Origin of the sequence: Modestobacter sp. NPDC049651, assembly GCF_040659695.1 — a bacterium.
GTDB lineage: Bacteria > Actinomycetota > Actinomycetes > Mycobacteriales > Geodermatophilaceae > Modestobacter.
Window position 1 is genome coordinate 15,041 of the sequence record NZ_JBFAOG010000001.1, and the last position, 15,506, is coordinate 30,546.

Consider the following 15,506-nt stretch of genomic DNA (forward strand, 5'->3'; position numbering starts at 1 on the left):
TACCGGCCTCCACCGCGGCCAGGAGCCGTGCCCGACCAGGATGAGCCGTTGCCGCTGCTCCTCGTGGGACCCTCCGGGCCCCGTCGTCGCAGCGGACGCGGCTGCGCCGCGGTCCTGGCGACCAGTCCGCCGTAGCGGGACGGACGGGGCCGGTTGCGTCACGTGACGCCGGACGCGGAAGGGCCCCGCACACCGAGGTGTGCGGGGCCCTTCGCGTTCGTCAGCGCATCAGCGCCAGTCGTACTCCTCGAGGCGGACCGCCTCGCCGGAGCCCGACCCGAAGACGTCCGGGCTGTAGTACTGCCCGTCGTCGTAGCCGGCCATCGTGTAGACGGCGGCGCGCGCCTCCTCGGTGGGCTCGACCGTGATGTTCCGGTAGCGGCTGATGCCGGTACCGGCCGGGATCAGCTTGCCGATGATCACGTTCTCCTTGAGCCCGAGCAGGCTGTCGCTCTTGCCCTGGATCGCGGCGTCGGTCAGCACCTTGGTCGTCTCCTGGAACGAGGCCGCGGACAGCCACGACTCCGTCGCCAGCGACGCCTTGGTGATGCCCATCAGCACCGGGCGGGCCGAGGCGGGCTCGCCGCCCTCGGCGACGACCCGGCGGTTCTCGGTCTCGAACAGCGTCCGCTCGACCAGCGCACCGGGCAGGAACTCCGTCGCGCCCGAGTCGATGATGGTCACCCGCTTCAGCATCTGCCGGATGATCACCTCGATGTGCTTGTCGTGGATCGACACACCCTGGCTGCGGTAGACCTCCTGGACCTCGCGGACCAGGTGCAGCTGCACCTCGCGCGGGCCCATGATCCGCAGCACCTCGTGCGGGTCGACCGCACCCTCGGTCAGCTGCTCGCCGACCTCGACGTGGCCGCCGTCCTCGACCCGCAGCCGCGAGCGACGCGACAGCTTCTCGTAGACGACCTCGTCCGAACCGTCGTCCGGGGTGATGGTCAGCTTGCGGAACTGCTCGCCGTCCTCGATCCGGACGGAGCCGGCCAGCTCGGCGATCGGGGCCTTGCCCTTGGGGACGCGGGCCTCGAAGAGCTCCACCACACGCGGCAGACCGTGGGTGATGTCCTCACCCGCGACACCACCGGTGTGGAAGGTGCGCATCGTCAGCTGGGTGCCGGGCTCACCGATCGACTGGGCGGCGATGATGCCGACCGCCTCGCCGACGTCCACCAGCTTGCCGGTCGCGAGCGACCGGCCGTAGCAGGTGGCGCAGGTGCCCAGCAGCGACTCGCAGGTGAGCACGCAGCGGACCTTGACCTCGGACACGTTCGCGTCGACCAGCTGGCTGATCAGCACGTCGCCCAGGTCGGACCCGGCCGTCGCGATGACCGTGCCGTCCTCGGCCACCACGTCGGCGGCCAGGGAGCGGGCGTAGACGCTGGTCTCCACGTGGGCGTCCCGGGTGACCTTGCCGTCGACGACGGTGCCGATCGGCATGATGACGCCGCGCTCGGTGCCGCAGTCCTCCTCGCGGATGATGACGTCCTGCGAGACGTCGACCAGCCGGCGGGTGAGGTACCCGGAGTCGGCGGTGCGCAGCGCCGTGTCGGCCAGGCCCTTGCGGGCACCGTGCGTGGAGATGAAGTACTCCAGCACGGACAGACCCTCCCGGAAGTTGGCCTTGATCGGCCGCGGGATGATCTCGCCCTTCGGGTTGGCGACCAGACCACGCATGCCGGCGATCTGGCTGATCTGCATCATGTTGCCTCGGGCACCCGAGTTGACCATGACCCAGACCGGGTTGGTGGTCGGGAAGTTGTCGACCATCGCCTGGCTGACCTCGGCCCGCGCGCGGGTCCAGATCTCGATGAGCTCGGCACGACGCTCGGAGTCGGTGATGACACCGCGCTCGTACTGGCGCTCGATCTTGCGGGCCTCGTCCTCGTGCCGGTCCAGGATCTGCTGCTTGACCGGCGGGGTGACGACGTCGTCGATGGCGATCGTGACGCCCGAGCGGGTCGCCCAGCGGAAGCCGGCGGCCTTGAGGGCGTCCAGGGTCGCCGCGACCATGACCTTGGGGTAGCGCTCGGCGAGGTCGTTGACGATCGCGCCCAGCGCCTTCTTCGGCACCTGGTAGTTGACGAACCGGTAGTCCTCCGGCAGGGCCTCGTTGAACAGGACCCGGCCCAGGCTGGTGGAGATGACGGCCGGCCGGCCGGGCTCCCAGCCCTCGGGGGCCTCCCACGCGGCGTTCGGGCCGTTGTCGACGCCGAAGACCTCGTCGACCCGGATGAGCGCCCGCTCCTGCAGACCCAGCGAGCCCTTGTCGTAGGCCATGATCGCCTCGGCGGTGGAGCCGTAGGCCTTGGGCAGCTCGCCCTCGGCCAGCTCCGCCGACGCCGCGAGGGTCGTCAGGTGGTACAGGCCCAGCACCATGTCCTGGGTCGGCGCGGTGATCGGACGACCGTCGGCCGGGCTCAGGATGTTGTTGGAGCTCAGCATCAGGATCCGGGCCTCGGCCTGCGCCTCGGCCGACAGCGGCAGGTGCACCGCCATCTGGTCACCGTCGAAGTCCGCGTTGAACGCGGTGCAGACGAGCGGGTGGATCTGGATGGCCTTGCCCTCGACCAGCTGGGGCTCGAAGGCCTGGATGCCGAGGCGGTGCAGCGTGGGTGCGCGGTTGAGCAGCACCGGGTGCTCGGTGATGACCTCCTCGAGCACGTCCCAGACGACCGGGCGCGCGCGCTCCACCATCCGCTTGGCGGACTTGATGTTCTGCGCGTGGTTGAGGTCGACCAGCCGCTTCATGACGAAGGGCTTGAACAGCTCCAGCGCCATCTGCTTGGGCAGACCGCACTGGTGCAGCTTCAGCTGCGGGCCGACGACGATGACCGAACGGCCGGAGTAGTCGACGCGCTTGCCCAGCAGGTTCTGGCGGAACCGGCCCTGCTTGCCCTTGAGCAGGTCGCTCAGGGACTTCAGCGGGCGGTTGCCCGGACCGGTGACCGGACGGCCGCGCCGGCCGTTGTCGAACAGCGCGTCCACGGACTCCTGGAGCATCCGCTTCTCGTTGTTGACGATGATCTCCGGAGCGCCCAGGTCGAGCAGCCGCTTGAGGCGGTTGTTCCGGTTGATCACGCGCCGGTACAGGTCGTTCATGTCGCTGGTCGCGAAGCGGCCACCGTCGAGCTGCACCATCGGGCGCAGGTCCGGCGGGATGACCGGGACGCAGTCGAGCACCATGCCCATCGGCGAGTTCGAGGTCTGCTGGAAGGCAGCCACGACCTTGAGCCGCTTGAGCGCGCGCAGCTTGCGCTGGCCCTTGCCGGTGCGGATGGTCTCGCGCAGCGAGACGGCCTCGGCCTCGAGGTCGAAGCCGGCGAGCAGCTTCTGCAGCGCCGCGGCGCCCATGCCGCCCTCGAAGTACTCACCGAAGCGGTCGCGCAGCTCGCGGTAGAGGCCCTCGTCGGCGATGAGCTGCTTGACCTCGAGCTTGCGGAAGGTGTCGATCACCTCGTCGAGGCGGTCGATCTCCCGCTGCGCGCGGTCGCGGAGCTGGCGCATCTCGCGCTCGCCGCCCTCGCGCACCTTGCGGCGCACGTCGGACTTGGCACCCTCGGCCTCCAGCTCGGCGAGGTCGGCCTCCAGCTTCTGCTGGCGGGCCTCCACGTCGCCGTCCCGGCGGGTCTCGAGGTTGTGCTTCTCCGCGCTCATCTCGGCCTCGATGGTCGGGAGGTCGCGGTGGCGCGCCTCGTCGTCGACCGAGGTGATCATGTAGGCGGCGAAGTAGATGATCTTCTCGAGGTCCTTGGGCGCCAGGTCGAGCAGGTAGCCCAGGCGCGAGGGGACGCCCTTGAAGAACCAGATGTGGGTGACCGGGGCGGCCAGCTCGATGTGGCCCATCCGCTCACGGCGCACCTTGGCGCGGGTCACCTCGACGCCGCAGCGCTCGCAGATGATGCCCTTGAAGCGGACGCGCTTGTACTTGCCGCAGTAGCACTCCCAGTCCCGGGTGGGACCGAAGATCTTCTCGCAGAACAGACCGTCCTTCTCCGGGCGGAGGGTGCGGTAGTTGATGGTCTCGGGCTTCTTCACCTCGCCGTGCGACCACTGACGGATGTCGTCGCCGCTGGCCAGGCCGATGCGCAGCTCGTCGAAGAAGTTGACGTCGAGCACTGAGTGACCCCTTTCAGGGGGCTAGGTACTGCACTTCTGCTGTTGTCGGGGAGGCTGGCCGGCCGGCCCTGGGTGCCAGGGCCGGCCGGCTGCCGATCAGACGTCCTCGACGCTGGAGGGCTCGCGGCGGGACAGGTCGATGCCCAGCTCCTCCGCGGCCCGGAAGACCTCGTCGTCGGTGTCGCGCAGCTCGATCGCGTTGCCGTCGCTGGAGAGGACCTCCACGTTCAGGCAGAGCGACTGGAGCTCCTTGAGCAGCACCTTGAACGACTCCGGGATGCCCGGCTCCGGGATGTTCTCGCCCTTGACGATCGCCTCGTACACCTTGACGCGGCCGAGGATGTCGTCGGACTTGATGGTGAGCAGCTCCTGCAGCGCGTAGGCCGCGCCGTAGGCCTGCATCGCCCAGCACTCCATCTCGCCGAAGCGCTGGCCACCGAACTGCGCCTTACCACCCAGCGGCTGCTGCGTGATCATCGAGTACGGGCCGGTCGAACGGGCGTGGATCTTGTCGTCGACCAGGTGCAGCAGCTTCAGGATGTAGACGTAGCCCACCGAGATCGGCTCGGGGAAGGGCTCCCCGGACCGGCCGTCGAACAGCCGGGCCTTGCCGGTCTCCTGGACCATCCGGTCGCCGTCCCGGTTCGGGATGGTCGAGCCGAGCAGCCCGATGAGCTCCTCCTCCCGCGCACCGTCGAACACCGGGGTGGCGGTGCGGGTGCCCGGGGCGGCCGAGCGGGCGGCGTCGGGCAGCTTGGCGGCCCACTCCGGGGTGCCCTCGACCTGCCAGCCGGACTTGGCGATCCACCCGAGGTGGGTCTCCAGCACCTGGCCGATGTTCATCCGGCCGGGCACGCCCAGCGGGTTGAGCACGATGTCGACCGGGGTGCCGTCCTCGAGGAACGGCATGTCCTCGACCGGCAGGATCTTGGAGATGACGCCCTTGTTGCCGTGGCGGCCGGCCAGCTTGTCGCCGTCGCTGATCTTGCGCATCTGGGCCACGTAGACCCGGATGAGCTCGTTCACGCCGGCGGGCAGCTCGTCGCCGTCCTCGCGGGAGAAGACCCGGACGCCGATGACCTTGCCGGACTCGCCGTGCTTGACCTTCAACGACGTGTCGCGGACCTCGCGCGCCTTCTCACCGAAGATCGCGCGGAGCAGCCGCTCCTCGGGGGTCAGCTCGGTCTCGCCCTTGGGCGTGACCTTGCCGACGAGGATGTCGCCGGGGACGACCTCGGCACCGATGCGGATGATGCCGCGCTCGTCGAGGTCGGCGAGGACCTCCTCGGAGACGTTCGGGATGTCCCGGGTGATCTCCTCGGCACCGAGCTTGGTGTCGCGGGCGTCGACCTCGAACTCCTCGATGTGGATCGAGGACAGGACGTCGTCCTGCACGAGGCGCTGCGACAGGATGATCGCGTCCTCGTAGTTGTGGCCCTCCCACGGCATGAAGGCGACGAGCAGGTTCTTGCCCAGCGCCATCTCACCCTGGTCGGTGCACGGACCGTCGGCGACGACCTGGCCGACCTCGACCCGCTGGCCCTCCTCGACGACCGGGGTCTGGTTGATCGAGGTGCCCTGGTTCGAGCGACGGAACTTCAGCAGGCGGTAGGTCTGCCGGGTGCCGTCGTCGGCCATCACGGTGACGTAGTCGGCGGTGGAGTCCTCGACCACACCGGCCTTCTCGGCCACCACGACGTCGCCGGCGTCGACCGCGGCGCGCAGCTCCATGCCGGTGCCCACGAGCGGGGCCTCCGAGCGGAGCAGCGGCACGGCCTGGCGCTGCATGTTCGCGCCCATGAGCGCGCGGTTGGCGTCGTCGTGCTCGAGGAACGGGATCATCGCCGTCGCGACCGAGGTCATCTGCCGCGGCGAGACGTCCATGTAGTCGACGTTCTCCGGGACGAGGTAGTCGACCTCGCCGCCCTTGGTGCGGACCAGGACGCGGTCCTCGGCGAACCGGCCCTGCGCGTCCAGCGGCGAGTTCGCCTGGGCGACGACGAAGCGGTCCTCCTCGTCGGCGGTCAGGTAGTCGATCTGGTCGCTGACCACACCGTTGACGACCTTGCGGTACGGCGTCTCGATGAAGCCGAACGCGTTGACCCGGCCGTAGGACGACAGCGAGCCGATCAGGCCGATGTTCGGGCCCTCAGGGGTCTCGATCGGGCACATCCGGCCGTAGTGGCTCGGGTGCACGTCGCGGACCTCCATGCCGGCCCGCTCACGGGACAGACCACCCGGACCCAGCGCCGACAGGCGGCGCTTGTGGGTCAGGCCCGCGAGCGGGTTGGTCTGGTCCATGAACTGGGACAGCTGGCTGGTGCCGAAGAACTCCTTGATGGAGGCGACGACCGGCCGGATGTTGATCAGGGTCTGCGGCGTGATCGCCTCGACGTCCTGGGTCGTCATCCGCTCGCGGACGACGCGCTCCATGCGGGAGAGGCCGACCCGGATCTGGTTCTGGATCAGCTCGCCGACGGTGCGCAGGCGGCGGTTGCCGAAGTGGTCGATGTCGTCGACGCCGTGGTCGGGCTCGCCCGCGTGCAGGCGCACCACGTACTCGATGGTGGCGACGATGTCGTCCTCGGTCAGCGTGGTCGTCGGGACGGGGATCTCGACGCCCAGCTTCTTGTTCACCTTGTAGCGGCCGACCTTGGCCAGGTCGTAGCGCTTGGAGTTGAAGAACAGGTTCTCCAGCAGCGCCTGCGCCGACTCACGCGTCGGCGGCTCGCCCGGGCGCAGCTTGCGGTAGATGTCGAGCAGCGCCTCGTCCTGGCCGGCGATGTGGTCCTTCTCCAGGGTGGCCAGCATCGTGGGCGACCACTGGAAGTGCTCGCGGATGCGGTCCTCGGTCCAGCCGAGGGCCTTGAGCAGGACGCTGACCGGCTGGCGGCGCTTGCGGTCGATGCGGACGCCGACGGTGTCGCGCTTGTCGACGTCGAACTCCAGCCACGCACCGCGGCTGGGGATGACCTTGGCGCTGTAGACGTCCTTGTCCGACGTCTTGTCCAGGGTCTTGTCGAAGTAGACGCCCGGGCTGCGGACCAGCTGCGAGACGACGACGCGCTCGGTCCCGTTGATGACGAACGTGCCCTTGCTCGTCATGATCGGGAAGTCGCCCATGAACACCGTCTGGCTCTTGATCTCGCCGGTGGTGTTGTTCATGAACTCGGCGGTGACGAACAGCGGCGCCGCGTAGGTCATGTCCTTGTCCTTGCACTCCTCGAGGGACGCCTTGACGTCCTCGAAGCGCGGGTTGGAGAAGGACAGCGACATCGAGCCGCTGAAGTCCTCGATCGGGGAGATCTCCTCGAGGATCTCGGCCAGACCGCCGATGGCGTCGGCCTGCTCCTCGGGCGCCAGGGTGGCCCGCCACTTCTGGCTGCCGACCAGCCACTCGAAGGAGGCGGTCTGCAGCGCGAGCAGGTCCGGCACCTCGAGGGGCTCGTGGATCTTCGCGAACGAGACGCGGAGCGGCGCGCCGGGGATCTTCTGCGCGTCGGCGCCGCCGGTGCGGACGCCGGCCTGCGGCTCCTGCGGGGTGGTCTGGGTGGAGCTGGACTCGGTGGTGCCGGGGGTGATGCTGGTGGGGCGAGAGCCTGCCAAGATGCGTCCTTCCAAGGACCTCACGACGTGCGGGCGGGGAGTGCTGTTCGGCGTGTCGAGGCCGGGGGTCGTCGTTGGTGTCGGCGAGGCTGACCGCGGACGCCGGGCCCCGCCACGGAGGTCGACACAGGGTCACCCGGGGCCGTTCCCGGGCACCCCTGGTGACCCGGCTCGGCGGGCAGGCAGTCAGAGGGCAGCGCAACAGGAGACCCTACCCCTGATCCGCGCCGGTGTCCACGCCGGGTCCCGCACCGGCGGGTGCGGGACCGGGGACCCACCCGCGAGGGGTGGCCGGCGCCCGGGGGCGCTGCCCGCGGCGGACCGCGGGGGCAGCTCGGGCGGCGTGCTGCCGCGGTCGATGATGCCAGTGCCGGGCCCGCCGTGGGACTGCCACGCCGGACCGGTGGACGAAGACCGGGCGACGCGCGGGTGACCTCGCGGGTGGTCCGGCGCCCCCGGCCGGCGTCCCGGTGCCCGCGCGCAGCGGAGCCCCCGCCGGGCGCGTCCGGGCCCCTACACTCGCCCGCGCCCGGGCGCGGGCCGGACCAGGTCGGATCGCGGGGACGACGGGGGGACCCGTGGAGTACAGGCTGCTCGGCCCGCTCGAGGTGCTCCGCGACGGCGCACCGGTCGACCTGGGGGCGCCGAAGCAGCGCGCCGTCCTGGCGGTCCTGCTGCTCGACCGCGGCCGGGTGGTCTCCACCGACCGGCTGGTCGACGCCGTCTGGGGCGCCGCAGTGCCGCCCAGCGTGCGCGCCGGCCTGCAGGCGTACGTGTCCAACCTCCGCCGGGTGCTGCGCTCCCCCGCCGGCGCCGGCTCCCCGCTGCGCCGCCAGGCCCCCGGCTACGTGCTCGACGTGCCGGCGGCGGCGGTCGACCTGGTCGCGTTCACCGACGGCGCCGAGCAGGCGCGGGCCGCCGGGGAGCGCGGCGACTGGTCGGCCGCCGCCGGTGCCGCCGCCACCGCGCTCGACCGCTGGCGGGGGCCGCTGCTGGCCGACCTGGCCGACGAGCCGTGGGTGCAGGTCGAGCGGGTGCGGCTGGACGAGCAGCGGGCGGAGTGCCGGGAGACGCTGGCCGCCGCCCTCCTGGCGACCGGCCGGACCGGCGCGGCGCTGGCCGAGCTGACCGCCCTGCGCGCCGAGCACCCGCTGCGCGAGCGCGCCGCCGAGCTGCAGGTGCTGGCGCTGCACCGGGCCGGTCGGTCGGCCGAGGCGCTGGAGGTCTGGGCCCGGCACGCCCGCACCCTCGCCGACGAGCTGGGGCTCGAGCCCGGACCGCGGCTGCGCGACCTGCAGGCGGCGGTGCTCCGGCAGGACCCCGCGCTGCTGCACCGGCCGGGTCCCCCGCCGCCCTCGGCACCGGCCCCGGCCGAGCCACCGGCACCGGCGCCCGCCCCCGCGCCGCCCACCACCCTCGTCGGCCGCGCGCGCGAGCTGGGCGAGCTCGACCGGGTGCTGGCGGACGTGACCGCCGGCCGCACCCGGTGGCTGCTGCTGTGCGGGCCGGCCGGGATCGGCAAGAGCCGGCTGGCGCAGGAGGCCGCGGCCCGGGTGGTCGCCGCCGGCGGCCGGGAGGTGTGGGTGCGCTGCCCGGACGACGAGGGCACGCCCGCCTGGTGGCCGCTGCGCCCGGCCGTCCGCGCGCTCGGCGCGGACCCCGACGAGGTGCTCGTGCCGCCCGCCGGGGTGGACGCCGACGCCGCCCGGTTCGCCGTCTACGACCGGGTGCACCGGCTGGTGGCCGCTGCGGCCGACCCCGGCCGGCCGCTCGCGCTGGTCGTCGACGACGCGCAGTGGGCCGACCGGACGACGCTGCGCTGCCTCGCGTCGCTGGCCGGGACGCTGCGCGACGTGCCGGTGCTGGTCGTGCTGACCGTCCGCGACGGGGAGGCCGGGCCCGCGGTCGCCGACCTGGTCGCCGCCACCGCCCGGGCCGACGGCACCTGCCAGCTCGCCGTCCCGCCGCTGGCCGCCGCGGAGGTGAGCGTGCTGGCCGACCAGGTGGCCGCCGAGCGGCTGCGGCCCAGCGAGGCGTTCCTGCTGGCCGAGCGGACCGGCGGCAACCCGCTGTTCGTCTGCGAGTACGCCCGGCTGCCGCCGTCCGAGCGGCTGGGCGAGGGCATCCCGTTCGCCGTCCGCACCGTGCTGGGCCGCCGGCTGACCGGCCTGGACCCGGCGGTGCGGCAGGTGCTGCGCGCCGCCGCGGTCGCCGGCGACGTGCTGGACGTCGAACTGCTGACCGCCGTCACCGGCCTGGACGCCGACACGCTGGCCGACCGCCTCGACGACGCGGCCGACGAGCGGCTGGTCGTGTGCACCCCCGACGGCGGGGCGTACGCGTTCGCCCACGGGCTGCTCCGGGAGGCCGTGCTGGCCGAGCTGCCGCCGCCCCGCCGCCAGCGGCTGCACGCCCGGGTGGCCGCCGCGCTGGCCGGTGCCGGGGGCGACCGGCTGGCCGAGCGGGCCGGCCACCTGCTCGCGGCGCTCCCCCTGGCCGATCCGGTGGAGGTGGTCGCGGTGTGCCGCGCCGCCGCCCGGGACGCCGAGGAGCGCTGGAGCTCGGAGAGCGCGGCGCACTGGTGGGGCGCCGCGCTGCGGACCGCCGAGCTGCTCCCCCGCGGCGCGACCTGGGCGGAGGAGCGGGACGACCTGCTCATCGCCCGGGTCACCGCGCTGGCCCGGGCCGGCCGCGGGCAGACGGTGCAGGAGGTGGTCGCCGAGGGTCTGCTGGACGCGGTCCGCGCCGGGCGCACCGCCACCGCCGGCCGGCTGGTCGCCGTCCTGCTGCGGAGCGCGGGCTCGTGGCCGTGGGCCGCCTACGGCGAGGACCCCGGCCCGCTGCGCGACCGGCTCGCGGCCGTCGAACCGCTGGTGGCCGGGGACCCGGCCGCCCACGTGCGGGTGCTCGCGGCGCTCGCCGTCGGCAGCTACTACGAGCCGGACCCGGCGCTGCGGGAGACGCTCAGCGCCCGCGCCCTGCACCGAGCGGAGGCGCTCGGCGACCCGGACGTCCTGGCCGACGCGCTGCTCGGCCGGGTCCTGTCCCAGTCGGGCCTGGCCGGCCGGGCCGCCGAGTCGGTGCGGCTCCTGGACCGGCTGCTCGCGCTGCCGCACGCGCAGAGCCGGGTCGACGACGTGCTGGCGCACGACGCCATGACCCTCGCCCTGCTCTCCCTCGGCGAGCTCGACCGGATCGGCGGGCACGCCCGGCTGGCGGTCGCCGGCAGCGACCTGCTCCGGTTGCCGGTCTACCGGGCGCAGCTGCGCTGGCTGGCCACGACGCTCAGCCAGTGGCGCGGCGACTTCGCGGAGGCCGAGCGGGCGCACGACCTGGCCGCCGAGCTGCACCGCGCCACCGAGCTCTACGGCATGGGCGACCCCGACCCCGCCCTCATCGCGCTGCGCTGGGACCAGGGCCGGCTGGCGGAGCTGCCACCGCTGGACACCGGCTCCTGGGAGCCGGTCCCCTGGGGCGCCGCCGCGGTGGCCGCCGCCCTGGGGGACCGGACCGCGGCAGCAGAGCTCGTGACCGCACGGCTGCAGGTCCCGAGCGCGGCCCCGTGGACGGCGCTGTCCCACCTCGTCCTGCTCGCGCACGTGGTCGCCGACCTGGGCCTGCGGCACCTCGCCGACGAGCTGCTCACCCGGCTGACCCCCGACGCCGGGCTGGTCGCCAACGTGGGGCAGGTGGGCGTCGTCGGCCCGGTCGACCTGGCGCTGGGCCGGCTGCACGCCCTGTGCGGGGACCGCGAGTCCGCCCGGGGCGCCCTCGACGCCGCGGCCGCCCTGGCGCGCCGCACCGGCGGGCGGCCGTCGCTGCTGCGCTGCCGGGCGGTGGCCGCGGAGCTCGACCCGGACCCGGCCCGGCGGCGGGCCCGGCTGGCCGAGGTGGCCGCGGACGCGGACCGGCTGGGGATGACCGGGGTCGCCGCCCGGGCCCGGACCGCCCCCGGCCGGTGACCGCAAGCGGACGCCAAGAAGACGCCAAGTCCGCTGCGCCAGGTTCGGGGCCGAAGCCACCCCGAACCGGAGGAATCGATGAACACCGACCTGAACGCGCTCCGCACCGCCGTCGGCAGCACCCTGCGCGGCGCGGTCCGCACCGTGCGGGGCGCCACCGCCGCCGACGGCCCCGCCGTCCCCGCCCCGGCGCCCGTCCCGGCCGCCGAGCGGTCCGGCGGCGACCTGCTCGACGAGCTCGCCGCGGAGCTGACCGGCGAGCTGGCCCGGCCGGGCGACCCCGGCTACGCGGCGGCCACCCCGTGGAACGTCGCCGTGCCGCGCGCGCCGCGGGCCGTGGTGCTCGCCGCCGACGACCGCGACGTCGCCCGCACCGTGCGCTTCGCCGCCCGGCACGGCCTGCAGGTGGCCGTGCACGCGACCGGCCACGGGGCGGTGCCGCTGCCCGACGACGTCCTGCTGCTGCACACCGGCCGGCTCGACGAGTGCACGGTGCACCCGGCCGGGCGCTGGGCGCGGGTGGGTGCGGGCGTGCGCTGGGGCACGGTCATCGAGGCAGCCGCGCCGCACGGCCTTGCCCCGCTGGCGGGCTCCGCGCCGCACGTGGGCGTCGTCGGCTACCTCACCGGCGGCGGGGTGGGCCCGCTGGTGCGCTCGCACGGACTCTCCTCGGACACCGTGCGCGCGTTCGAGGTGGTGACCGGCGACGGCGAGCTGCGCCGGGTGACGCCGGACGAGCACCCCGATCTGTTCTTCGGGCTCCGCGGCGGCAAGGCGACCCTCGGCATCGTCACCGCGGTGGAGATCGACCTGCCCGAGGTCGCCTCGTTCACCGGCGGGGCGCTGTTCTTCGACGGTGCTGACGCGGCGGCGGTGCTGCACGCCTGGGCCGACTGGGGCCGGACCCTGCCGGAGCACGCCTCGACGTCCGTGGCGCTCCAGCAGCTGCCCCCGCTGCCGCAGGTGCCCCCGCCGCTGGCCGGCCGGCTGACCGTCGCCGTCCGGTACGCCAGCGTGGCCGACCCGGCCGTCGCGGAGGCGGCGCTCGCCCCGATGCGGGCAGCGGCCCCGGTGCTCATCGACGCCGTCGGCGAGCTGCCGTACGCCGAGATCGGCCGGGTGCACAGCGACCCGGTCGACCCGATGCCGGTGCACGAGGACGCCGCGCTGCTGCGGGAGCTGCCGGCCGAGGCGGTGGACCGGCTGCTGGCCCTCGCCGGACCGGGCTCCGGCTCGCCGCAGATCATCGTGGAGCTGCGGCTGCTCGGTGGGGCGTACGCCCGTCCGCCGGCGCACCGGGACGCGTTCTCCCACCGGTCGGCCGCGTACACCCTCGCCGTCATCGGCGTGCCGGCACCGCCGGTCGCCGAGCAGGTCGCGGCGCACGCCGGCCAGGTCGTGGCGGCGCTGGAGCCGTGGTCGACCGGCGGGCTGATGCCGAACTTCGCCGCGACCGCCGACCCGGCGCTGGTCGACCGCCGCTACGACCCGGACACCCTGCACTGGCTGCGCGAGCTCGCCGGGCAGTACGACCCGGCCGGGGTGCTGCGGGTCGGCCAGGTCGTCCGCCCCTGAGAGCACGACAAGGGGCCGCCCTCCGCGAGGAGGACGGCCCCTTGTCGTTGGTGCAGGTGGTGCAGTGCCCGGTCAGACGACCGGGCGGGGGGCCACGTGACCGTGACCTACCCGGCGTACAGAGCCGCCGGGCGGGGGGTCACTTGACGGTGACCGTGGCGCCGGCGCCCTCGAGGGCAGCCTTGGCCTTCTCCGCGACGTCCTTGGCGACCTTCTCCAGGAGCGGCTTGGGCGCGCCGTCGACCAGGTCCTTGGCCTCCTTGAGGCCGAGCGAGGTGAGGCCGCGCACCTCCTTGATGACCTGGATCTTCTTGTCACCGGCGGACTCGAGGATGACGTCGAACTCGTCCTGCTCCGCGGCGGCCTCGGGGGCAGCGCCACCGGCGGCGGGGCCGGCAGCGGCCACGGCGACGGGGGCAGCAGCGGTGACCTCGAAGGTCTCCTCGAACTGCTTCACGAAGTCGGACAGCTCGAGGAGGGTCATCTCCTTGAACGCGTCCAGCAGCTCGTCGGTCGAGAGCTTGGCCATGATGTCTCCTTCTGGGTTCAGGCGTCGCTGGCCGCGGTGTCCGCGGCAGCGTCGGTGGTCTCGGGGGTGGTGTCAGCAGCAGCGGTGTCGGCGGCCGGAGCGTCGCCCTCGGCGGGCTTCTTCTCCTGCAGCGCGGCGGCCAGCCGGGCGACCTGCGACAGCGGGGCCTGGAACAGCCCGGCAGCCTTGGACAGGTTGCCCTTCATCGCGCCGGCCAGCTTGGCCAGCAGGACCTCACGGGGCTCGACGTCGGCGAGGCGCGAGACCTCGGCGGCATCGACCGTGCGGCCCTCGACCACGCCACCCTTGATGACGAGCAGCGGGTTGGCCCGCGAGAAGTCACGGATGGCCTTGGCCGCGTTGACCGGGTCGCCCTCGATGAAGGCGATCGCGGTCGGGCCGGAGAGCAGCGGCGCGAGGTCGGCGTGGCCGACCGCGTCCGCGGCCCGCTTCGTCAGGGTGTTCTTGACGACGGCGTAGCTGCTGCCCGCACCGAGGGAACGGCGCAGCTCGGTCAGCTGCGCCACGGTCAGCCCGCGGTACTCGGTGAGCACGGCCGCGCTGGATGCCTGGAAACGCTCGGTGATCTCGTCGATCGCGGCGTTCTTGGCCTGCGTGGGCATGGGCCTCCTCTCGTCTGTCGGGCGACCACCCGGACGGGGCCCACCCGTGACGATCGGGGCCCGGAGACGAGGAACGCCCCGGCGCAGGGCGCACGGGGCGAGGAGCGCGGGGGCCGGCAGGCAGGGCCTGCGGCGACCTCACGGCCGTCGAACCGTCCTCCTGCGCGGGCCGTCCGAGGATCCGGACCTTCGATCGCACGCGGGCGTGCGACGACCAAGCGGTCTTGGGGGGAACGAGGAGAAGAGTACACCGTTCCCGCGGCACCCGACGTACCGCGTCGGTCACACCCCCGGCCGAACGCCGAACGGCGCCGCTCCCGGGAGGGAGCGACGCCGTTCGGGACAGCTGCGCGCGTCAGGCGGAGGGCTCGTCCACCGTCAGGTTGCGGGTGCGGTTCGGGTCGACCGGGATGCCCGGGCCCATCGTCGTGGAGACGGTGACCTTCTTGACGTACCGGCCCTTGGCCGCGGACGGCTTGGCGCGGAGCACCTCGTCGAGGGCGGCGGCGTAGTTCTCCACCAGCTTGGCCTCGTCGAACGAGGCCTTGCCGATCACCAGGTGCAGGTTGGCCTGCTTGTCGACGCGGAAGTTGATCTTCCCGCCCTTGATGTCGTTGACGGCCTTGGTGACGTCGGGGGTCACGGTGCCGGTCTTCGGGTTCGGCATCAGGCCGCGGGGGCCGAGGATGCGGGCGATGCGGCCGACCTTGGCCATCTGGTCGGGGGTCGCGATCGCGGCGTCGAAGTCCAGGAAGCCACCCTGGATGCGCTCGATCAGGTCGTCCGAGCCGACGACGTCGGCACCGGCGGCCTGGGCCTCGGCGGCCTTGTCACCGGTCGCGAAGACGATGACGCGGGCGGTCTTGCCGGTGCCGTGGGGCAGGTTGACCGTGCCGCGGACCATCTGGTCGGCCTTGCGCGGGTCGACGCCCAGCCGGATCGCGACCTCGACGGTCGCGTCGTACTTGGTGGTCGAGGTCTGCTTCGCCAGGCCGGCGGCCTGCAGCGGCGAGTACAGGGTGTTCTCGTCGACCAGCTCGGCGGCCTTGCGGTAGTTCTTGCCGTGCTTCGCCATGGTGGTGC

At 73.3% G+C, this 15,506-nt stretch carries 7 protein-coding genes; 2 read left to right on the forward strand and 5 right to left on the reverse strand.

The features are described from left to right. Positions 1-228 precede the first annotated feature (228 nt). Positions 229-4,128 carry a DNA-directed RNA polymerase subunit beta' gene (locus AB0J00_RS00115; protein WP_357738373.1) on the reverse strand — a complete coding sequence of 1,300 codons (3,900 nt, stop codon included), beginning with the start codon at positions 4,126-4,128 and terminating at the stop codon, positions 229-231. Between the two features lie 96 nt (positions 4,129-4,224). After that, positions 4,225-7,617, reverse strand: a complete 3,393-nt coding sequence (gene rpoB, locus AB0J00_RS00120; protein ID WP_357740101.1) for a DNA-directed RNA polymerase subunit beta — start codon at positions 7,615-7,617, stop codon at positions 4,225-4,227. Between the two features lie 695 nt (positions 7,618-8,312). Here rpoB and AB0J00_RS00125 point away from each other — a divergent pair. Both AB0J00_RS00125 and AB0J00_RS00130 read left to right on the forward strand, forming a co-directional pair. After that, positions 8,313-11,696 (forward strand): BTAD domain-containing putative transcriptional regulator, encoded by a 3,384-nt coding sequence (locus AB0J00_RS00125; protein WP_357738376.1) that lies wholly within the window; start codon positions 8,313-8,315, stop codon positions 11,694-11,696. Positions 11,697-11,774: 78 nt separating this feature from the next. Beyond that, positions 11,775-13,271, forward strand: coding sequence for an FAD-binding oxidoreductase (locus AB0J00_RS00130; protein WP_357738379.1), 1,497 nt, complete (start codon positions 11,775-11,777; stop codon positions 13,269-13,271). Positions 13,272-13,410: 139 nt separating this feature from the next. Here AB0J00_RS00130 and rplL read toward each other — a convergent pair whose 3' ends face one another. From rplL to rplA, 3 genes are all read right to left on the reverse strand, one after another. Beyond that, positions 13,411-13,800, reverse strand: coding sequence for a 50S ribosomal protein L7/L12 (gene rplL / locus AB0J00_RS00135; RefSeq protein WP_357738381.1), 390 nt, complete (start codon positions 13,798-13,800; stop codon positions 13,411-13,413). A gap of 17 nt (positions 13,801-13,817) precedes the next feature. Beyond that, entirely contained in the window at positions 13,818-14,423 is a 606-nt protein-coding gene (gene rplJ, locus AB0J00_RS00140) for a 50S ribosomal protein L10 (protein ID WP_357738384.1), read from the reverse strand. Between the two features lie 355 nt (positions 14,424-14,778). Then, complete coding sequence (gene rplA, locus AB0J00_RS00145) at positions 14,779-15,498, reverse strand: 50S ribosomal protein L1 (RefSeq protein ID WP_357738387.1); 720 nt, start codon at positions 15,496-15,498, stop codon at positions 14,779-14,781. Positions 15,499-15,506: the final 8 nt, after the last annotated feature.

Excerpts from the sequence above, each read along its gene's own strand:
- rplA (WP_357738387.1), bottom strand. The coding sequence starts at position 15,498 with ATGGCGAAGCACGGCAAGAACTACCGCAAGGCCGCCGAGCTGGTCGAC.
- rplJ (WP_357738384.1), bottom strand. The coding sequence starts at position 14,423 with ATGCCCACGCAGGCCAAGAACGCCGCGATCGACGAGATCACCGAGCGT.
- rplL (WP_357738381.1), bottom strand. The coding sequence starts at position 13,800 with ATGGCCAAGCTCTCGACCGACGAGCTGCTGGACGCGTTCAAGGAGATG.
- AB0J00_RS00130 (WP_357738379.1), top strand. The coding sequence starts at position 11,775 with ATGAACACCGACCTGAACGCGCTCCGCACCGCCGTCGGCAGCACCCTG.